The sequence below is a fragment of the Rhizobium sp. NZLR11 genome, from assembly GCF_019685115.1.
Lineage (GTDB): Bacteria > Pseudomonadota > Alphaproteobacteria > Rhizobiales > Rhizobiaceae > Rhizobium.
The window spans coordinates 25,512-43,947 of the sequence record NZ_JABDWD010000035.1; the positions used below are offsets into that span (position 1 = coordinate 25,512).

Here is an 18,436-nt window from a genome sequence, read left to right on the forward strand (position 1 = left end):
GTTACTATCTTTTCGATATCGTGTCACTATCGAAAAGATACTCAATGAAAAATAATTCAATTCTCCAGTGCCCGGTGGCCCGCGGCCTTAACTCTGTGGGTGATGCGTGGAGCATTCTGGTCCTGCGGGATGCACATACCGGCCTTACCCGGTTCGACCAGTTCAGGAAGAGCCTCGGCATTGTGCCGACCATGCTCACCAAGCGCCTTAAAGCGCTGACCGACGACGGTCTGCTGGAAAAGCGCCTCTACTCAGAGCGACCGCCCCGCGAGGAATACTTGCTGACCGAAGCAGGCCGGGATTTCCTGCCGGTGCTGATGATGATCGGGGCTTGGGCGCACCGCCACTGCGATGGCGAACTCGCCCGCTATGTCGATGTCGAAACGGGCTCAGAGATCGAGCCCATCGCAATCGATGCGGTTACGGGTGCAAAGCTCGGAACGCGGGCAATGCGGCTGAGTGCTGGCCAGGAACGGAATTCGGCAACCCATAAAGATGCTTGAGGGCATAGCGCCCTCGGCACTGTCGGAAGGGGTGAGCCGACGGGCGGCCCGCCTATTTCTCCAGCGTCGCCACCACCTCGACATGCGAGGTCCAGAGGAACTGGTCGATCGGCGTCACCCCGGTGATCCGGTAGCCGCCCTCGACGAGGATCGCCAGGTCGCGCGCCAGCGTCAGCGGATTGCAGCTGACGGCCACGATCCTCTTCACCGCTGAGCGGGCAAGCTCCTTGCACTGGAATTCGGCACCGGCCCGCGGCGGATCGAAGACGACGGCGTCATAGGGCTTGAACTCCTGCGTCATCAACGGGCGGCGGAAGAGATCACGCTTCTCGATGGTCACCGGCTTCAATCCAGGAGTGTTGCGGGCGGCATGATCGAGGGCGGCGAGCGCCTTTGCCTCGGCTTCGACGGCATGCACGCGGCCGATCCGCGCCAGCCGCAGCGAGAACGTGCCGGAGCCGGCAAAGAGATCGGCGATCCGCTTCGCCTTGCCGGCATGGGCAAGCACCAGCTCGGCCATCGCTTCTTCCGCCGGCTTGGTCGCCTGGGTGAAGCCGCCCGGCGGCGGTGAAACCTGAATGCTGCCGAAATCGACGAGCGGCTTCGACGGCTCGATGAGGATTTCGCCGTTCAGCGAAACACGGGCGATGCCGCGCAGGCCGAGCACGGTCTCAACCGCCTTGCGCCGCTGCGGATCGGACAGTTTCTTCACCTCGTCGACCGCAATGTCGAGGCCGGAAAGCGTTTCGAGCACGGAGACGCGAAAGGGTTCGGCATTGGTCGCCAGCGCGGCGGCAATGGCCCGGATCGCCGGTAGCCGGGCGATGATCCCTGCCGACGAGATCGGACATTCCTCGATGGCGACGATATGATGGCTTTCGGCCTGGTTGAAACCAACAAGCATGTCCTTCTCGGTCTTGCGCGCCGCAAACACCACGCGCCGGCGCTCGCCCGGCCGGGCCGGAACGATCTCGCCAACCTCAGGCGTCAGCCCCTTCGATTTCAGCGCATCGATGACCAGCTGGCGCTTGAAGGCGCGGTATGGCGCATCTGCCATATGCTGCAGCGTGCAGCCGCCGCAGGTGCCGTTGACGCCATCCAGGCCGAAATGTCGACAGGGCGGCTCCTGCCGGTCGGGCGAGGGCGTCGTGATCGACATGATCGTGCCCTGGCTTTTGACGCGGGCGATCGCCACCGTTTCCCCCGGCAGAGAAAACGGCACATAGACAGGGCCGCCGGCATTGCTGGCGATACCGTCGCCCTGGGCGCCGAGCTTCTCGATCGTGACGGTTTCGGTGCTCACGGTTTCAATCCTGCCAGAAGAAATTCCTGATTGCCGTCGCCGCCGGAAATCGGGGAGGGGATGAGGCCGAGGCTGTTCCAGCCCATGTCCTCGGTGAACCAGCGCGCAAGCTCCGCAGCGACGGCGGGAGCCGACGCGGGATCCTTCAACAGTCCGCCCTTGCCGATCGCTTCGCGCCCGGCCTCGAACTGCGGCTTGACCAGCAGCACGGCGACAGTACCCGGCTCGGCGATCTCGAGAGCCGGCGCCAGTGCCAGCTTCAGCGAGATGAAAGAGACATCGGAAACGATGAACCTGGCGGGATCACCGATATCCTCTGCCGTCAGATTGCGGGCATTGAGGCCTTCTTTGTTCGTGACACGCGGATCGCCTGAAATGCGCGGGTGCATCTGCCCATGGCCGACATCGATCGCGGTGACATGCACGGCACCGCGTTGCAGCAGCACCTCGGTGAAGCCGCCGGTGGACGCGCCGATATCCAGACAGTGATGGCCGGCGGGATCGAGCTGGAAATGATCGAGGGCTGCGGCAAGCTTCAGCGCGGCGCGCGAGACATAGTCCTGCGCCGGGTCGTCGATCTCGATCTCAGCGTCGTCGCCGAAGACCGCCCCGGCTTTCGTTATGACCTGGCCGGCGATCCTGACGGTGCCGCGTTGCACGGCGTCGCGAGCCCGCGAGCGGCTGGCGAAAAGGCCGCGGGAGACGAGAAGTTGGTCGAGGCGTTGGCTGTTTTGATCGGACATCGGCTGTGAATGACCGGCAAAGCCGCCGGTTGCAAGCATTTTGTTCCAGACAGCGTCATTGACCCTCGAAAGCTTTCGGCGATAATCCTGCCGCGGCGATCACGGGGCGGCCGCAGACACGGGGGTGTTTTATGCTGAAGCTCTTCACTCTTCTCGTCGCGGCGGGGATCGCAGCCCCCGCGCTGGCGAACGACACCATGGCCGAGGTCAAGACCGGCGGGCTGATTTTTGCCCAGTCCGACGATGTCAGCATGGCGGAGGAAAATCTCTTCATCTCCGCTTCGCAAGTGCGTGTCGACTACGTGTTCGAGAATACGTCCGACAAGGATGTCGAAAGCCTGGTCGCCTTCCCGATGCCCGATATATCAGGCCAGGTGGACAACAACTCCGCCATCTCCGACTACGACAGCGACAATTTCCTGCATTTCTCCACCGTGCAGGATGGTAGGCCGATCACCGCCAAGCTGCAGCAGCGCGTCGTCTCGCTCGGCATCGACGTCACCGACGAGCTGGCCAAAAACGGCATTCCCGTCCTGCCTTACAGCCAGAAGACCCGCGACGCGCTCGCCAAGCTTCCCGAAACCGTCCGGAAGGACTGGATCGCCCGCGGCCTGATTTATCCCATGACCGACGCCGATGTCGTGCCGCTCTGGACGCTCCGCTCGACCTATTGGTGGCGCACCACCTTTCCGGCCAAAAAGAAGGTCAGCGTCGAGCATCGCTACCAGCCGGCCGTCGGCGGCACCGTCGCCATCAGCTTTCTCGAAAACGGCGAGCCGAAGGGCGAACGCTTCGAGGAATATTCCCGCAAATACTGCCTCGACGCAGATTTCGTCCGGGTTGCCCAGCAGCATGTCCGGGAAGCCGAGGCCGGCGGCGCCAACTATACCGAAAGCTGGATCTCCTATGTGCTGTCGACCGGCGCCAACTGGGCGGGACCGATCCGGCGCTTCCAGCTGACGATCGACAAGGGCAAGCCCGGCAGTCTCATCAGCTTCTGCGGCAGCAACGTCGAGAAAATCGGCCCGACGACCTTCCGGATGACCGCCGAGGATTTCGATCCCGCCAAGGACTTCGACATCCTCGTCCTCAATCCGCCGGAAGCGGAACCGAAGCAGCCTTGATTTAAGCATTTTAATCACGGCCCTGATCTTTGTTGCGGCGCACAATTTAAACAAATTTAAAGCCCGCCCGCATAGGTTCGGTTCGATTGCGGCGGTTCATTTGAACCGCTTCGTGCCATGAAGGCAAAGGCGTCTGCACGCCGATCATGTTCCCAATTCAAAAAAGGCCTTGCGGTTGCGACTCGCGCGCGACCGGCCTTTCGCCGCGTCGACTGTCGTCAGGAGAAATTCACCGATGTCCGCCAAAAACATATCCTTGAACGGGAAGCTTGCGGCCACGTTCGCAGCCCTCATTCTGATTTTCGTCGCTGTCTCCGCCTTCGTTTATTCCAAGGCGACGGCGTCGGCGTCAGCGTCAGCCGAGCAGGAAAAGTCCGAGCTGCTCGTCAACCAGATCGACGATGCGCTGCAGGCGATGCTCGAGCAGGCCGTCAACCTGCGCGGCTTTATCCTGTTCCGCAGCGACAGCACCTATGGCGATGTCTTCGCCAATCGCGAGCGCATGCTGAAGGCGATTGCCGCCGCCAGGCAGACGGCGGGAGCCGAGCCGCAGCTGGTCGAGATGATCGACGGCATGCAGAAGGCCGCCGACCTCTATTTCCATGAACTTGCCGAGCCGCAGACCAAGGCGCGCAAGGAAACCGACATGCCGATCGAAGAGATCATCAAGATCGGCGTCAACGCCACCAAGGGCCAGCTCGACGGCTTCCGCCAGGCCTCGGCCAAGATCAAGGCCAGCGCCCGCGAAAAGTCCGATGCGCTGGCTGAAATCCGCGCCGATGCCAACAGCGATCTGAAGACGACGCTGCTTGCCGGCGGTATCGTCGCCTCGCTCGCCGCCGCCGTGCTCGCCTGGTTGATGTCGCGCACCATCGTCCGCCCGATCGTCGGCATGACCGGAGCCATGGATCGCCTCGCCGGCGGTGAGCACGATATCGAGGTCCCGGCGACCGACCGCGGCGACGAAGTCGGCCGCATGGCCCAGTCGGTGCTGGTCTTCAAGCAGGCGGCGATCGAGAAGCTGCGCCTTGCCGGCGAGACCGACCGCATGCGTGATGACGCCGAACGCCAGCGCCGGGCAGGCGACGAGCAGAAGGCCCGCGAGGAAGGCGAGATCCGCCATGCCATCGACGCTCTGGCGGGCGGCCTTGCCGAGCTTGCCAATGGCGATATGGCCGGCCGTCTCCAGACGCCGTTTGCGCCGCAATATGACAGCCTGCGCAATGACTTCAACCATGCCGTCGAAAAGCTGCAGGCAGCCCTGCAATCAGTCGGCCGCAACGCCTCGGCGATCAATGCCGGCGCCGGCGAAATCCGCTCGGCCGCCGACGATCTCGCCCACCGCACCGAACAGCAGGCTGCCGCCGTCGAACAGACCGCCGCAGCGCTCGAGCAGGTGACGACGACCGTCCGCGACAGCGCCAAGCGCGCCGAGGATGCCGGCAATCTCGTCGAGCGCACCCGCCTTGGTGCCGAAAAATCCGGCGAAGTCGTCCGCAAGGCGGTCTCCGCCATGCAGCAGATCGAAAAGTCCTCGGGCGAAATCTCCAACATCATCGGCGTCATCGATGACATCGCCTTCCAGACCAACCTGTTGGCTCTGAACGCCGGCGTCGAAGCCGCCCGCGCCGGCGATGCCGGCAAGGGCTTTGCCGTCGTCGCTCAGGAAGTGCGCGAGCTTGCTCAGCGCTCGGCCAAGGCGGCCAAGGAGATCAAGGCGCTGATCACCACCTCGGGCGAACAGGTCGTTGCCGGCGTCTCCCTCGTCGGCGAGACCGGCAAGGCGCTGGAAGCGATCGTCGCCGAAGTGCAGGAGATCAACCGTAACGTCAGCGCCATCGTCACCGCCACCCGCGAACAGTCGATCGGCCTGCAGGAGATCAACACCGCCGTCAACAACATGGACCAGGGCACCCAGCAGAATGCCGCCATGGTCGAGGAGCAGACCGCGGCAAGCCATGCGCTCGCTCAAGAAGCAAGTGCGCTGGATGAATTGCTGCGCCAGTTTAAGCTCGGCCAGACGAGGCCGGATGCCGCAGCATCGCGCGCCACCGTCGCCGCCCCCAACGCCCGCCCGGTCGCCTCGCCAGCCCGCGCCCTGACCCGCACGGTGGCCAAGGCCTTTGGCGGCAGGCAGGCAACGGCCGCAGCTGCGGTGCAGGAGGACTGGACGGAGTTCTGAGAGGGCGCTCTTCTTCGAAAGAGGACGTCAAATGCAGAGGGCGGTGCAGTGGATGCGCCGCCCTTTTTCATGGTGATATGGCCATTGTGGAGCTCGCGGCCCCCTCATCCGCCCTACGGGCACCTTCACCCCAAGGGGAGAAGGGGGAATCGCGACGTTGCCGCAAATCTCTTCTCCCCTCGGGGAGAAGGTGCCGGCAGGCGGACGAGGGGGGCGGAACGGCACGCCGTCAAAGAGGGCCGACAAAGCAAGCCCCCATCCAAATCACTACCCCGCAACCCCAACCGCAACGCCGCGCCCCAGCGCCTTGAACACCGTCGAAACGATGCCGGCGCGGTCGAGGCCGGCATGGGCGATCATTGCTTCGGGTTTGGCCTGTTCCATCCAGATATCGGGCATGACAAGCGAGCGGATCTTCAGCCCGTTGTCGAGCAGGCCTTCGCTCGAAAGATACTGCATCACCTGGCTGCCGAAGCCGCCGATGGAGCCTTCCTCGACGGTGATCACCATCTCGTGGTGGCGGGCAAGCTGGCGGATCAGATCATGGTCGAGCGGCTTGGCGAAGCGCGCATCGGCAACCGTCGTCGAAAGCCCGGCGGCATCGAGATCTTCGGCGGCCAGCAGACAATCGGCAAGCCGTGAGCCAAAGGAGAGCAGCGCCACCTTGGTGCCTTCCTTGACGATGCGGCCCTTGCCGATCTGCAGGATTTCGCCGCGCGCCGGCATGTCGACGCCGACACCTTCGCCGCGCGGATAGCGGAACGAGATCGGCCCGGCATCATAGGCGACAGCCGTGCGCACCATATGCTTGAGTTCGGCCTCGTCGGCCGCCGCCATCACCACGAAGCCGGGCAGGGTGGTGAGGAAGGCGGTGTCGAAGGAGCCGGCATGGGTCGGCCCATCGGCGCCGACGAAGCCGGCGCGGTCGATCGGAAAACGTACCGGCAGTCCCTGGATCGCCACGTCGTGCACGACCTGGTCGTAGGCGCGCTGCAGGAAGGTGGAATAGAGCGCTGCGAACGGTTTGTAGCCTTCGGCCGCAAGGCCGGCGGCAAAGGTCACGGCATGCTGTTCGGCGATGCCGACATCGAAACAGCGCGACGGAAAGGCGTCGGCAAGCTTATCGAGGCCGGTACCGTTCGGCATGGCGGCGGTGATGCCGACGATCTTGTCGTCGAGAGTTGCTTCCTGCACAAGCGCTTCGGCAAAGACGCTGGTATAGCTGGGCGCATTCGGCTTGACCCTGGCCTGGGCGCCGGTGATGACGTCGAACTTGTTGACGCCGTGATATTTGTCGGCTGCGGCTTCCGCCGGCGGATAGCCCTTGCCCTTCTGGGTGACGACATGGATCAGCACCGGTCCGCGGCCATTGTCGCGCACGTTGCGCAGCACCGGCAGCAGATGGTCGAAGGAATGCCCGTCGATCGGCCCGATATGATAGAAGCCCATCTCCTCGAACATCGTGCCGCCGGTGACATAGCCGCGCGCATGCTCGACGGCGCGGGTGATCGCCCGATCGATATTCTTGCCGAGATAGGCCGTCAGCTTCTTGCCGAGATCACGGAAGCCCATATAGGTGCGGCCTGAGGCGAGGCGAGCGAGATAGGCGCTCATTGCGCCTGTCGGCGGCGCGATCGACATGTCGTTGTCGTTAAGGATGACGATGAGGCGCGCATCGAGCGCGCCGGCATTGTTCAGCGCCTCATAAGCCATGCCGGCCGACATCGCCCCGTCGCCGATGACGGCGATGACGCGCCGGTCTGCTTTATCGAGATCGGCGGCGATCGCCATGCCGAGGCCGGCCGATATCGAGGTCGAGGAATGCGCCGCCCCGAAGGGATCATATTCGCTCTCGGCCCGGCGGGTGAAGCCGGAAAGTCCGTCTTCCTGGCGCAGTGTGCGGATGCGGTCGCGCCGGCCGGTGAGGATTTTGTGCGGATAACATTGATGGCCGACATCGAAGATCAGCCGATCGTCAGGCGTGTTGAAGACGTTGTGGATGGCGATCGTCAATTCGACGACGCCGAGACCGGCGCCAAGATGGCCGCCGGTGCGCGACACCGCATCGATCATTTCGTCCCGGACTTCGCGGGCGAGCTGCGGCAGCTCGCGATCCTCGAGCTTGCGCAGGTCGGCGGGGTAGATGACCTGGTCGAGCAGGGGGGTCTTCGGCAGTTGTGTCACGGGCGGGCGCTCTTTCTTGCTTTTCCTTGTTTCGCTTTATTCGATTAGATTGCGGCAAAACAAGTGCATTTCAGGAACCGAAGATTTTCACCTTAGAGCATGGCGGAAAAAAGTGTGAGCGGTTTCGGGAGATATCACGTTCTATTTCCGTGAGTTGCACTCGCCTGATCTTGCCGGGTCCCGCCCAGTTTTCCAGCCCGACCGATCGAACAGGCGAGGGCTCGCTAGCAGCTTGAATATGACACGGAATGGTAGCAATGTTGCCGCGCTGACTGGGGGACGGGTCATGGGAACGATTGTTGCAGCGCATGCCTATGTGAACAACGAGGTCGCCTATCTCGCCTGGGACATCGACGCCAAGATCGACGGATGCCTCGGGTTCGAAGTCGTCCGCGTCTATCTCGACGAGCAGGGCAGCGTGTCGAATAGACCCGATGGCAGCGAGGACCGCGTGACCTGCGCGGCATGGGTCGCCTTCAAGGGACAGCGCAATCCTCACTGGCTGCCGCAAACGACGTCGCTCTGGCCGGTGCAGAAGCTCTCCTGGCGCGACCTGACGCTGCGCAAACGGCGCAACGAAATGAAAAGGCGGCCGGACGAGGTTCGCGTACGTTACGAAATCCGTCCGCTTGGCGATCTGAAGCCGGGCATGCAGGCCGCACCCGATCCGACGCCTGAGCTCGTCGAGATCAACAAGCAGGACCAAAACGGCAAGCCGATCAAGAAAAATGACGGCACCTATGAGAAGATCGCGGTCAAGGCCTATGACGGTCCTCCGCGGCCGCTCGGTTATCTCGGGCCGGCCATCTCCACCAACCAGGTCCATGTGACGCGCAAGCGCGGCCAGTTCGAATCCACCTTCACCAATGGCATTCTCGCTGCCCAATGGTTGCGAAACGTCCTGCTGGAAGACGGCGTAAAGCAGCCGAACGAGCTGATCGAGATGATTTCCAATCCGGCGAATGGCATCCGCAAATATCTTGCCGGCGATGTCATTCCGATGCTCAAGGAATTCATGAATGCATCAGGCGCCTTCCTTGTCGCCCTCTACGAGTTGGAGGATGAGGAACTGCTGGCCCTGCTGCTTGCCAACAAGGACAGGCTACGCGTCATCCTCGCCAATACCGGAAAGGTCGGGGACGCCTGGGATGTGCGCAATGCGCATGCACGCCAGGCGCTGATCGATGCAGGCGTCGAGATTCACCACCGGATGTTCAACAATTCGAGCCAGATCGGCCACAATAAATTCGTCGTGCACATACCGCCGGATGGCGCTCCGCGCAGCGTGTTCACCGGCAGCACCAACTGGACGGCCACGGGGCTTGCCGGCCAATCCAACAATGCGTTGATCGTCAGAAACGATGCGGTGGCCGCAGCCTATGTCGCCTATTGGGGGCGGATGCTGGAAGACAATGCGACGCTGGAAGCTCCCATCGAATTCGACGACGGCATGCCCGACAACCAGCAGAGCAAGGAATTCCGGCGCTCGAACGAAACGCCTTCTCTCGTCCCGTCCGACGATGGAGCTTCGGTCGAAGCGTGGTTCTCGCCGAACATGCAGAGCCGCAAAAAGGGCAAGGCAACGCCGCCCGATCTTCGTGAAGTCTACCGTCTGATGCGCCGTGCCGAGCACGCTGTGCTGTTTCTTGCCTTCTATCCCGGTCAGTCGGGCAGGGATTGCATCGTTGGCGAGGCGATCGATATCGCCCTCAAGGATCAGAAGCTGATCGTTACCGGCGCAGTTTCAAGCGCCCAGGCCATGCCCAATTACGTCGCCGGCAAGGAGAACGACCCCGACGATCCCGACGACGATGAAGAGGCTGTCTCGCCCCACACTTTCGACGAGGCCAATGTCTCGATCGTCCGGGCGTCGCGCATCGATGACCGCCAGCTGTTGGCGGATTTCGGCGCCGAGGAACTGACCGCCAAGAAGGTGGGCGCCATCATTCACGACAAGGTGCTGGTGATCGATCCTCTGTCGGACGAGTGCGTCGTCGTCCTCGGCAGCCACAATCTCGGCTTCAAAGCCTCTTATGCCAATGACGAAAACATGCTGATCGTCAAAGGCGACCGCGCGCTCGCCGAGGCCTATGCCGTCCACATCCTCGATGTCTATGATCACTATCGCTTCCGCGCCGTCGAGGCGGAATTGAAGCGCCAGGGCAAGAAGGGCCGGTCGGGTTTTCTCAACGTCGACGACAGCTGGCAGGATGGCTACGTGAACCGCACCAAGGGAGCGCTGACCCGATATTTCGCGGGTTGAAATTCAGGTGGCAGGTCAACGGCGGTGGCGCATCGCGGCTGCCGTCACCTCTCCGGCAAAGGCACGAATTCCTCCTCGTCACCCGGAACGATATCGAAGCGGCCGGTCCGCCATTCCTCCTTGGCCTTTTCGATCCGCTCCTTCGAGGAGGAAACGAAATTCCACCAGATATAGCGTTTCGAATTGAGCGCCGCACCGCCGAACAGCATCAGGTGGCAGCCATCGCTGCCGGCTTCGAGCGTGATTGGATCGCCGGGCCTGAAGACCAGCAGCTGGTCGGCGGCGAAACGGTCGCCCGAGATGACGACCTCGCCCGAGAGCACGTAGACGGCGCGCTCTTCATGCGCCGCGCCGAAGGGAAATGTCGCGCCCGGCTGCAGGCTGAGATCGACATAGAGCGTGTCGGAGAAAACTCCGACCGGCGATGTCATGCCTTCGAACGAGCCGATGACCACGCGCCCACGCACGCCTGGAGTCTCGATCAGCGGCATGTCAGACTTTTCCGTATGAGCGAAGGCGGGATCGATCTCCTCCTTGTCGTCGGGCAGCGCCAGCCAGGTCTGCAGCCCCGACATCAGCAGCGGATGGCCGCGCAGATTGTCGGGCGTGCGCTCCGAATGCACGATGCCGCGGCCTGCCGTCATCAGGTTGATATCGCCGGGACGAATGACCTTTTCGGTGCCGAGGCTGTCGCGATGGCGGATCTCGCCGTCGAAGAGATAGGTGACCGTCGACAGGCCGATATGCGGATGCGGCTTCACATCAAGCGCCTCGTCCGGCTTCAGGATCGCCGGCCCCATGCGGTCGAAGAAGATGAACGGCCCGACCAGCCGCCGCTGCCGGGTGGGCAGCGCCCGCCGCACCTGGAACCCGCCGATATCGCTGGTGCGCGGAATGATCAGGTTCTCGATCGCATCGCAGGCGAAGGCATCGCCGGGCAGGGGATCTTTACCGGGAAAGAAGGACATGACGGATCTCCGATCGCTAGCGTATCGACCACAAATAGTGCCTAAAACGCCGCGCGTCCAACATCGCCGCCTTTCAAGCCATCGATGTCGAGCGCAAGCCTAAAGGATGGCGGTGCCTTCGATGCAGCTTGTCACAGCCCCGCCAATCCAGATTTCGCCACCAACCTGTTCCACATGGACGCGGCCTGCTCGCCCTAGAACCGTGCCTTGACTGGCCACATAGGCGCGGGGCGCGATGCCGCTTCCGATCAGCCATTGGGCGAGACCGGCATTCAGGCTGCCGGTGACGGGGTCTTCAAAACCAGCAGCGGTAAAGGCACGGACTTCGAAATCGGCGTCACGCCCGTCTTCCGCAGCATGCCAAGGCGCGACGACACCGACCCGCAATCCGGATATGACACCGAAATCCGGGCGCAAGGCCAGGAGGTCCTCTCGCGAATGCAGCAGCACCGCCATCCAGCCCGGTCCGTTGTCCACCCAGTTCGCATCGACGATCGCGTCTTCCGCCAAACGCAATCCCTTGACGATCCGCGCCAGCATCTCTGGCTCGACCGGTCCGCAGCGGTTCAGACGCGGGGCGGCGAAGGCGAGCCGGGCACCGTCCTGACGAATGCGGATAAGACCTGCTTCGCACTCCTGCACGATCTCGCTTCCTTTCGATTTGCCGCCGGACGCCAACCATACATGACAGCTCCCCAAGGTGGGGTGCCCTGCGAATGGAAGCTCGCGGGCCGGCGTAAAAATGCGGACGCGATAGTCGGCATCCCCCGTCGTCGGTTGGAGAAGAAACGTCGTCTCGCTGAGGTTCGTCCAATTGGCGAAAGAGGCCATCTGGCGGTCTGTCAATGCGTCTGCGCCAACGACGACGGCGAGAGGGTTACCCTTCAAGGGCTGGGAGGAGAAGACATCGACCTGTTGGAATACATATTTTGAAATGTTGTGCTGCACCCGTAGTTGCCTCGCTGATCGACCTGTCATTTGCGCAACGGAGTTCGCCAGTGTTGATTTGCGTGAGTCAGAATATTCCCGTTTATATTACGTAAACCTGGTGACATCGTCGAATCTTCACGAGGCGGGAATGGAATTTGGCAGTGCATCGGCAACCTTCGAACGCGTTTTCATGATGGGAAACGGTGGGACCGGCAAGACGTGGCTCGCCCATCGCATTGGCGAGCGGCTCCGTCGTCCCCTTATTCATCTTGACGATATTCATTGGGAGCCGGGTGGCTATGGCATCGCTCGCGACAGGACGCGAAGAGACACGATGGTCAACGCGGCGGCCGAAACGGATCGCTGGGTTATGGAAGGGGTCTATGGCGAATTGGTGAACATGGCCCTCGACCGCGTGACCGCATTGATCTGGATCGATCTGCCCGACGAGGTGTGCATCGCCAATATCAAGGAAAGGGGCATTCAGGGCGGGGGGACCCAGACGCAGTTTGTCGACCTTCTCAAGTGGGTGGCGGAGTACCGAATCCGAGCAAACAACTGGAATTCCTTCGACGCGCATGCGCGATTGTTTTCAGCATTCCCCGGTCCGAAGTGGTTGCTGTCGGATCGTGAGGCAGTGACGCGTTTGGCCGGCAGTCTGCCTGTGGACATCGAGGTTGCCAGTAGGTGAGGCAGACTTTCCGGCCACCTGTCGCGGAGCCGGTTTCAGATCGCCGTAAACCCGTTGTCGACGAAGAGATGGGCGCCGTTGACGAAGTTCGATTCGTCGCTGGCGAGATAAAGTGCCGCTCTCGCGACATCCTCTGGCTCGCCGATCCGCCCCTGCTGCGCGGCGATGGCGGCATCGGAAACATCGACGCCGAGCGCCTGCAGGTCGGCCACCTCGCGCAGGCCGTGCGGCGTGCGGATGAAGCCGGGGCAGACGGCGTTGCAGCGGATATTGCGGTCGCGGAATTCTACTGCAATCGCCCGGGCAAACATATGCACGGCGCCCTTGGTCGTGTCGTAGAGCACTTCCATCGGCGTGGCGGCGACCGCCGAGATCGACGAGGTGCAGACGATCGATCCGCCACCACTCGCAATCATCTTCGGCAGCACCGCCTTGGTCATCAGGAACATCGAGCGCACATTGACGGCGTGCAGCCAGTCCCATTCCTGAAGCGTCGTTTCCAGGAAGGGTTTGATGACGATCGTGCCGGCGTGATTGAAAAGCACGGTCACCGCGCCGTAGCGTTCCTCCACGCCTGAGACGGCGGCATTGACGGCGGTTTCATCAGAGACATCGGCCGTCCAGCATTCGGCCTCGCCGCCGGCATCACGGATCTGCTTGACGGTCTCATCAGCCGCTTCCCCGTTGCGGTCGATGATCGCGACACGCGCGCCTTCGGCCGCAAAGAGCTTCGAGGCGGCACCGCCCATGCCGGTCGCGCCGCCCGAGATAATGGCGACCTTGCCCTTCAATCTGTCCGTCATTTTTCTGTCCCCTCATGGTTCTCGAAGGGGATCATAGATCGATCGCAAGCCGATCGCCAAGCGCCTTCAAAAGGGGCTTTTGCTACTTGTTTTCGTGCATGTCGTATCCCGGAACCGCGGCACACTTCCGGGCGACATACATCAGGCCTCAGGCCCCGTCGAGAGGCTCGACGGCCTGCGGGTTGCCGGCGCGGTCGAGCCTGATCTTCTCGATGCGGTTCTCGGCGGCCGAAAGCAGCGTCTCGCAATGTTTCTTCAGCGCTTCGCCGCGCTCATAGATCTCGATGGATTCATCCAGCGCCACGTCGCCGCGTTCCAGCCGGGCGACGATGCTTTCGAGTTCGGCGACCGCCTTTTCGAAGGAAAGGCCGGATACCTCCGGCTTGGCGCTGTCAGTCATTCTCAACCCTTCATCATTCGCAGAATATGCATGCCCGCCGATTCGGCGAGGCCTTCCAAATCATAACCGCCTTCGAGCAGGCTGACGACCCGGTTCTTCGCGTGCCGGTCGGCGAGTTCGAGCACGCGCCCGGTCGCCCAGTCGAAATCCTCGCCGGTCAGGTTGATCTGCGCCAGCGGATCGCGGTGATGGGCGTCGAAGCCGGCCGAAATGATGATGAGATCCGGCCGGAAATCGTCAAGCGCCGGCAGCACGCGCGATTTGAACGCCTCGCGAAAATGGTCGCTGCCGACATTCGGCGAAAGCGGCGCATTGACGATGGTGTTGTGCTTGCCCTTCTCGTCCTTGGCGCCGGTGCCGGGATAGAGCGGCATCTGATGCGTCGAGCAGAACAGCACCGAGGCGTCGTCCCAGAAGATATCCTGCGTGCCATTGCCGTGGTGCACGTCCCAATCGACGATGGCGATGCGCTCGGCGCCATGCGTCTTCTGGGCATGGCGGGCGGCGATCGCCGCATTGTTGAAGAAGCAGAAGCCCATCGCCGTCATCTTCTCGGCATGGTGCCCCGGCGGGCGGGCGGCGACGAAGACATTGTCGGCCCGGCCGGAAAAGACGTCGTCCACCGCTGCCATCGCTCCGCCGATGCCGGTCAGCGCCGCCTGCAGGCTTTTGGGACTGGCATAGGTATCGGCTTCCAGCTGATTGATCTCACCCTCTTCCTCGGGAATCTCCCGCATCACGGCGGCAAGATGTTCCTCCGGATGCGCAAGCAGCACCGCATCTTCACTCGCCTGCGGCGCCTGCCGGCGCTCCAGCCGCTCGAAATTCGGATGTTCCAGCGCGACATTGATGGCGCGGATCCTGTCCGATCGCTCCGGATGACCGGCGGGCGTCACATGTTCCAGGAAGATCGGGTGTTCATAAAGACGGGTGCTCATGAAGACACTCTATCGGTCGCTTACGTCATGTTCCACAGCAGATGGGGCATCGCCCGATGATTTCAACAAGCGCTGTCTTCGCGCCGTCCGACCGTCCGCCGCCTTGCAATTCCTGTCATATGCGGCGTTTACTTCGCCGAACCCCGTCGCTACTGTCGCTGATGGGGAATTCTGTAGGCAGAGTTGTTGATGAGTCAGTTGAAACGCCCTGGTGTGGCGGAAATACATGTGCCGTTTCGCGATGTCGATATGACCGGCCAGATGTTTCTGGCCTCCTATATTTCCTACGCCGAGTCCGTCATTGCGAGCTTCTGGTCGTCGCGTCCCGATATCGACGACGAACCGATCTACAGCGCCACCAAGATTTCCTGCATTCTCCACCGTCCGCTGCACTATGACGAGCCGGCAATCTTCACGGCCGCCGTCGACAAGATCGGCGTCCGCTCCATCGGCTTCATCGTTTCGATCGACACCGGCGAGGAGCGCGCCGCCGAGGTGGAGATTATCTGGCAGGCCCGCGCCCAAGAGGATCAGCAGCCGGTGTCTCTGCCGGAGGAAACGCGGGATTGGCTTTATCGATTTTTGGACTAACGTCCGTCATCAGTGCGTGTGCGGCCGTTTCATCTAAGATTACCATGTGAATTCCGTTGCATTTGGGACGGTCAGAACCCATCTGAGAAACATCTATTCCAAGCTTGGGGTCAACTCCCGGACCGGCCTGGTGTCGCTGTTGATGCGTTGAATGGCGCCAAAGCAGAGCTGTTCAACCAGCCGGAGTGACTATTCCGCGGCTGTGCCCCGGAGGAGCGGTTCGCTGAGTATATTGATCTCGACATTTGGATAAACGCGCTCTTCCAGCAATGTAACGGATCCAACCCGCATTTCCTTGGGCAAAGAACCGGCGTCGAAGTTGACCGCCGGCACCGGCTCTTCGGCAAAAAACCTGAACAGTGTTATATGCGCTATGCGGGGCGGGGTTGGACGCCACTGTTCGAAGCCGATGGCCTGTGAAATGGCCGAGCGAAGCCTGCGCAATTCCGCCGGCTCCTCCGCTTTGACGAAAACAGCAGCTTGCGAAGCCGCCACCTCGTGAAAATGAATGTCAAATGGTGGGGTCTCTTCGACCAGCCTCTCGACGATCTCCGTCCAGCTTTCCCCGTTCCGCTTCCAGACCTCATCGTTTGGAATACTGAATTGGGCCGCGGCGTTGACCAGGGTGACGACCGTCATGTGCAGGCTTGTTGCCGGAACGCGTGAGAGCGGCGCGGCGCTGTCTCGCTTGATACTGTCTTGCAAGTCGCAGAGCTTTGACCGCGTCTCGCGGTCGGGAAGAAACTGCAAGTGAAACGCGCAGCAGCGCTTGAACCACAGCGTATCGATCTTCGTGTGGATCACGGCAGGCCTCTCCACCCAACACGCCACGCCGCGCTGGGAGCGTGCATCCCGATACTTGCTATCACATCGCCAAACGGTTCGCCAAGGTGACAGGCATCTGCCGGAGATCGACGATGATGTGAAGTCTTGAAACCGATCAAGAAGATTGCAGCGCCCTCCTGCCGGGTCGCCTGGCCCGGGTCGCCTGGCCCGGGTCGCCTGGCCCGGGTCGCCTGGCTCAGTATTCGGAACCGCTTCCGTTGTTCAGATCGTGACGTTCCGTCCCTTTCAGGGGCGGGTTGAAGATGCTGACGAGAATAAGGTCCTTGTCCTTGCCGCCCCGCAAATAGTGACGGTCATGTTGATCGAGGACGTAGATGTCGCCGACGCGGATCGGAAAGACGTACCCGTCCATATCCTCGACCTCGCCTTCGCCCTGGATGCAATAGCAGGCCTCCAGGTGGTTGCGGTACTGCAGCAGGGCTTGCGTGTTGGCGCGGACGACAGTGTGGCAGACCGTAAATCCCATCCCGTCATCGTTGGTCAGCAGGCGATGGCTTGTGCCATTGCCCCAATCGACGAAGCGCTCGGTCTGCTCCACTTGTTTCAGGCTTCTCACAAACATGTTCTTTCCTCTCGCGAATGACGGAGATGTTTCTGATCTCCATGATCCATTAGGCACTGGAATCCATGCTTGCTTCAAATGATCAAAATTGAGAAATCTGTTAGAATAAATTACATGTCGTGTTTGAATTCGACGCATCGCGAACAAGATCTGGATGGGCTTTTACATTTCCAGCGGATGATGAATCCTGTCTGTCATGTGAGGAATTTGAACATATGCAGCTGCCGCCCCTGAATGCCTTGAGAGCCTTCGAAGCGACCGCCCGGCTCATGAGTCTGTCAAAGGCCGGAGACGAACTGCATGTGACCCATGCGGCGATCAGTCATCAGCTCAAACATCTGGAGGCGTGGTTGGGACGCAAGCTGCTGCAAAAATCCGGGCGCGGCGTTGCGCTGACCCCGGCGGGCAGCGAATATTATCTGGCCATCTCGGGCTCATTGACAGCCATCGCTCATGCAACGGGCAACATGCGCAGAGACCACAATATGCGTTCGATCACCGTCGGATGCATTCCTTCGATCGCGTCGCGCTGGCTGGTTCCGGCGCTTCCGTCTTTCCGGGAGAGCGATCCCGACCTCGACGTCAGGATCGTCTATGCAAAAGCGGAAGAGCGCTTCGATGACGAAAGCCTGGATGTTCTGATTACCATGGGAGAAGACCTGTCGGGCGGGCGTGAGAGCCGCCTGCTTTTCTCCCGCCGCAACCAGCCGGTGGCGAGCGTTCATTATCTGGCCAAGCGGAATTGGGCTGTCGGCGGCGTTCCCTTTGCAGCGGCCGACCTGCTGCACGACGAATCCGCTGATGGCTGGAGAGAATGGTTTCGAAAGACTGATATAAAGGCGCCCGTGCCGGTTCGGGGGCCGATATTTCAGGACTTCAACATTCTAGCGACGGCGGTGATCGCCGGGCATGGGGTGGCATTATGCCCGGTCGAAGTGTTTCGGCGAGAGATCGATCGCGGCGACCTCGTCGTGCTTTCTGATATCGCGACGGCAGAGACCCAGGGATATTACCTGATCACCAGTTCGTGGGCGAAAAAGCCGGTGCGTCGTTTTACCGAGTGGTTCATGCAGGAATGCCGATCCGCTGGTCCGCCGATCATTGAATAAGTGACGACAGCAGTCCGAGACAAAATACTCTGCGCTGTAACTCGGCGCCGCAGAGCGAGAGACTGTTTGAGGGGAGAGCGACTGTCTTATTTGTCAAGCGTTTTGCCATGGTCGTCCGTCCCTGATGATGGCATTGAGGATGGTGAGCAGCTTGCGCATAGTTGCGACGGTTGCGACGATCTTGGGCTTGCCGGCCGCGACCAGACGGTCGCGGAAGGCCTTGAGGTCGGGGTTGTACCGACTGGCGACGAGGGCGGCCATGAACAGCACAGCCCGCACCTTGCCGCGGCCGCCGC

General features: G+C 61.7%; 17 protein-coding genes and 2 pseudogenes. 8 read left to right on the forward strand and 11 right to left on the reverse strand.

The annotated features are described in order from the left end of the window. Window positions 1-44: 44 nt before the first annotated feature. Complete coding sequence (locus tag HJB83_RS32380; protein WP_207583174.1) at window positions 45-503, forward strand: helix-turn-helix domain-containing protein; 459 nt, start codon at window positions 45-47, stop codon at window positions 501-503. Window positions 504-555: 52 nt separating this feature from the next. On the opposite strand, the gene HJB83_RS32385 is transcribed toward HJB83_RS32380, so the two are convergent. Further along, complete coding sequence (locus HJB83_RS32385) at window positions 556-1,806, reverse strand: class I SAM-dependent RNA methyltransferase (protein WP_207583175.1); 1,251 nt, start codon at window positions 1,804-1,806, stop codon at window positions 556-558. Next, a complete protein-coding gene (locus tag HJB83_RS32390) occupies window positions 1,803-2,588 on the reverse strand; it encodes a TlyA family RNA methyltransferase (RefSeq protein ID WP_405049182.1) in 786 nt (261 codons plus the stop codon). Before HJB83_RS32390 ends, HJB83_RS32385 begins: the two co-directional genes overlap by 4 nt. 92 nt (window positions 2,589-2,680) lie before the next feature. Here HJB83_RS32390 and HJB83_RS32395 point away from each other — a divergent pair, with 92 nt between their 5' ends. Both HJB83_RS32395 and HJB83_RS32400 read left to right on the forward strand, forming a co-directional pair. After that, window positions 2,681-3,673, forward strand: a complete 993-nt coding sequence (locus tag HJB83_RS32395) for a DUF4424 domain-containing protein (RefSeq protein ID WP_221117819.1) — start codon at window positions 2,681-2,683, stop codon at window positions 3,671-3,673. Between the two features lie 235 nt (window positions 3,674-3,908). Next, on the forward strand, window positions 3,909-5,855 hold the full coding sequence (locus tag HJB83_RS32400; protein WP_207583178.1) for a methyl-accepting chemotaxis protein: 1,947 nt from the start codon (window positions 3,909-3,911) through the stop codon (window positions 5,853-5,855). A gap of 267 nt (window positions 5,856-6,122) precedes the next feature. On the opposite strand, the gene dxs is transcribed toward HJB83_RS32400, so the two are convergent. Then, window positions 6,123-8,039, reverse strand: a complete 1,917-nt coding sequence (dxs, locus tag HJB83_RS32405) for a 1-deoxy-D-xylulose-5-phosphate synthase (RefSeq protein ID WP_221150623.1) — start codon at window positions 8,037-8,039, stop codon at window positions 6,123-6,125. A 286-nt stretch (window positions 8,040-8,325) separates the two neighbouring features. On the opposite strand from dxs, the gene HJB83_RS32410 reads away from it, so the two are divergent. After that, entirely contained in the window at window positions 8,326-10,302 is a 1,977-nt protein-coding gene (locus tag HJB83_RS32410; RefSeq protein ID WP_221150624.1) for a phospholipase D-like domain-containing protein, read from the forward strand. 44 nt (window positions 10,303-10,346) lie between these two features. On the opposite strand, the gene HJB83_RS32415 is transcribed toward HJB83_RS32410, so the two are convergent. Next, window positions 10,347-11,270 (reverse strand): pirin family protein, encoded by a 924-nt coding sequence (locus HJB83_RS32415; protein ID WP_207583181.1) that lies wholly within the window; start codon window positions 11,268-11,270, stop codon window positions 10,347-10,349. Window positions 11,271-11,369: 99 nt separating this feature from the next. After that, window positions 11,370-12,218: a PhzF family phenazine biosynthesis protein gene (locus tag HJB83_RS32420; protein ID WP_311044504.1), complete on the reverse strand. Its 849-nt coding sequence runs from the start codon at window positions 12,216-12,218 to the stop codon at window positions 11,370-11,372. Between the two features lie 130 nt (window positions 12,219-12,348). On the opposite strand from HJB83_RS32420, the gene HJB83_RS32425 reads away from it, so the two are divergent. Next, the gene (locus tag HJB83_RS32425) at window positions 12,349-12,891 is read left to right on the forward strand and encodes an AAA family ATPase (protein ID WP_221133219.1); all 543 of its coding nucleotides are present in this window, start codon (window positions 12,349-12,351) and stop codon (window positions 12,889-12,891) included. Between the two features lie 35 nt (window positions 12,892-12,926). Here the strand turns inward: HJB83_RS32425 and HJB83_RS32430 are convergent, their stop codons facing one another. The 3 genes from HJB83_RS32430 to HJB83_RS32440 all read right to left on the reverse strand — a co-directional run bounded on the left by HJB83_RS32430 (window position 12,927) and on the right by HJB83_RS32440 (window position 15,032). Continuing rightward, window positions 12,927-13,694 (reverse strand): SDR family NAD(P)-dependent oxidoreductase, encoded by a 768-nt coding sequence (locus HJB83_RS32430; protein WP_207583184.1) that lies wholly within the window; start codon window positions 13,692-13,694, stop codon window positions 12,927-12,929. 148 nt (window positions 13,695-13,842) lie between these two features. Then, window positions 13,843-14,094: an exodeoxyribonuclease VII small subunit gene (locus HJB83_RS32435; protein ID WP_221133220.1), complete on the reverse strand. Its 252-nt coding sequence runs from the start codon at window positions 14,092-14,094 to the stop codon at window positions 13,843-13,845. 2 nt (window positions 14,095-14,096) lie between these two features. Beyond that, window positions 14,097-15,032 (reverse strand): histone deacetylase family protein, encoded by a 936-nt coding sequence (locus tag HJB83_RS32440; protein ID WP_207583185.1) that lies wholly within the window; start codon window positions 15,030-15,032, stop codon window positions 14,097-14,099. 189 nt (window positions 15,033-15,221) lie between these two features. On the opposite strand from HJB83_RS32440, the gene HJB83_RS32445 reads away from it, so the two are divergent. Next, window positions 15,222-15,623 (forward strand): thioesterase family protein, encoded by a 402-nt coding sequence (locus HJB83_RS32445; protein WP_207583186.1) that lies wholly within the window; start codon window positions 15,222-15,224, stop codon window positions 15,621-15,623. Between the two features lie 55 nt (window positions 15,624-15,678). Further along, a pseudogene (locus HJB83_RS32450) lies at window positions 15,679-15,774 on the forward strand (LuxR C-terminal-related transcriptional regulator); the annotation flags it as partial. Between the two features lie 38 nt (window positions 15,775-15,812). Here HJB83_RS32450 and HJB83_RS32455 read toward each other — a convergent pair. Next, on the reverse strand, window positions 15,813-16,427 hold the full coding sequence (locus tag HJB83_RS32455; protein WP_207583188.1) for a 2'-5' RNA ligase family protein: 615 nt from the start codon (window positions 16,425-16,427) through the stop codon (window positions 15,813-15,815). A gap of 217 nt (window positions 16,428-16,644) precedes the next feature. Beyond that, window positions 16,645-17,031, reverse strand: a complete 387-nt coding sequence (locus HJB83_RS32460) for an ectoine synthase (RefSeq protein ID WP_207583189.1) — start codon at window positions 17,029-17,031, stop codon at window positions 16,645-16,647. Between the two features lie 215 nt (window positions 17,032-17,246). Between HJB83_RS32460 and HJB83_RS32465 the strand changes: the two genes are divergently transcribed. Beyond that, window positions 17,247-18,140 carry a LysR substrate-binding domain-containing protein gene (locus HJB83_RS32465; RefSeq protein WP_221133221.1) on the forward strand — a complete coding sequence of 298 codons (894 nt, stop codon included), beginning with the start codon at window positions 17,247-17,249 and terminating at the stop codon, window positions 18,138-18,140. A gap of 93 nt (window positions 18,141-18,233) precedes the next feature. Here the strand turns inward: HJB83_RS32465 and HJB83_RS32470 are convergent. Beyond that, a pseudogene (locus tag HJB83_RS32470) lies at window positions 18,234-18,436 on the reverse strand (IS110 family transposase); the annotation flags it as partial.

Bases quoted from the DNA above. Each gene is read 5' to 3' on its own strand.
- HJB83_RS32380 (WP_207583174.1), top strand. From the start codon at position 45: ATGAAAAATAATTCAATTCTCCAGTGCCCGGTGGCCCGCGGCCTTAAC.
- HJB83_RS32390 (WP_405049182.1), bottom strand. From the start codon at position 2,588: ATGCTTGCAACCGGCGGCTTTGCCGGTCATTCACAGCCGATGTCCGAT.
- HJB83_RS32395 (WP_221117819.1), top strand. From the start codon at position 2,681: ATGCTGAAGCTCTTCACTCTTCTCGTCGCGGCGGGGATCGCAGCCCCC.
- HJB83_RS32400 (WP_207583178.1), top strand. From the start codon at position 3,909: ATGTCCGCCAAAAACATATCCTTGAACGGGAAGCTTGCGGCCACGTTC.
- HJB83_RS32410 (WP_221150624.1), top strand. From the start codon at position 8,326: ATGGGAACGATTGTTGCAGCGCATGCCTATGTGAACAACGAGGTCGCC.
- HJB83_RS32415 (WP_207583181.1), bottom strand. From the start codon at position 11,270: ATGTCCTTCTTTCCCGGTAAAGATCCCCTGCCCGGCGATGCCTTCGCC.
- HJB83_RS32425 (WP_221133219.1), top strand. From the start codon at position 12,349: ATGGAATTTGGCAGTGCATCGGCAACCTTCGAACGCGTTTTCATGATG.
- HJB83_RS32430 (WP_207583184.1), bottom strand. From the start codon at position 13,694: ATGACGGACAGATTGAAGGGCAAGGTCGCCATTATCTCGGGCGGCGCG.
- HJB83_RS32435 (WP_221133220.1), bottom strand. From the start codon at position 14,094: ATGACTGACAGCGCCAAGCCGGAGGTATCCGGCCTTTCCTTCGAAAAG.
- HJB83_RS32440 (WP_207583185.1), bottom strand. From the start codon at position 15,032: ATGAGCACCCGTCTTTATGAACACCCGATCTTCCTGGAACATGTGACG.
- HJB83_RS32445 (WP_207583186.1), top strand. From the start codon at position 15,222: ATGAGTCAGTTGAAACGCCCTGGTGTGGCGGAAATACATGTGCCGTTT.
- HJB83_RS32460 (WP_207583189.1), bottom strand. From the start codon at position 17,031: ATGTTTGTGAGAAGCCTGAAACAAGTGGAGCAGACCGAGCGCTTCGTC.
- HJB83_RS32465 (WP_221133221.1), top strand. From the start codon at position 17,247: ATGCAGCTGCCGCCCCTGAATGCCTTGAGAGCCTTCGAAGCGACCGCC.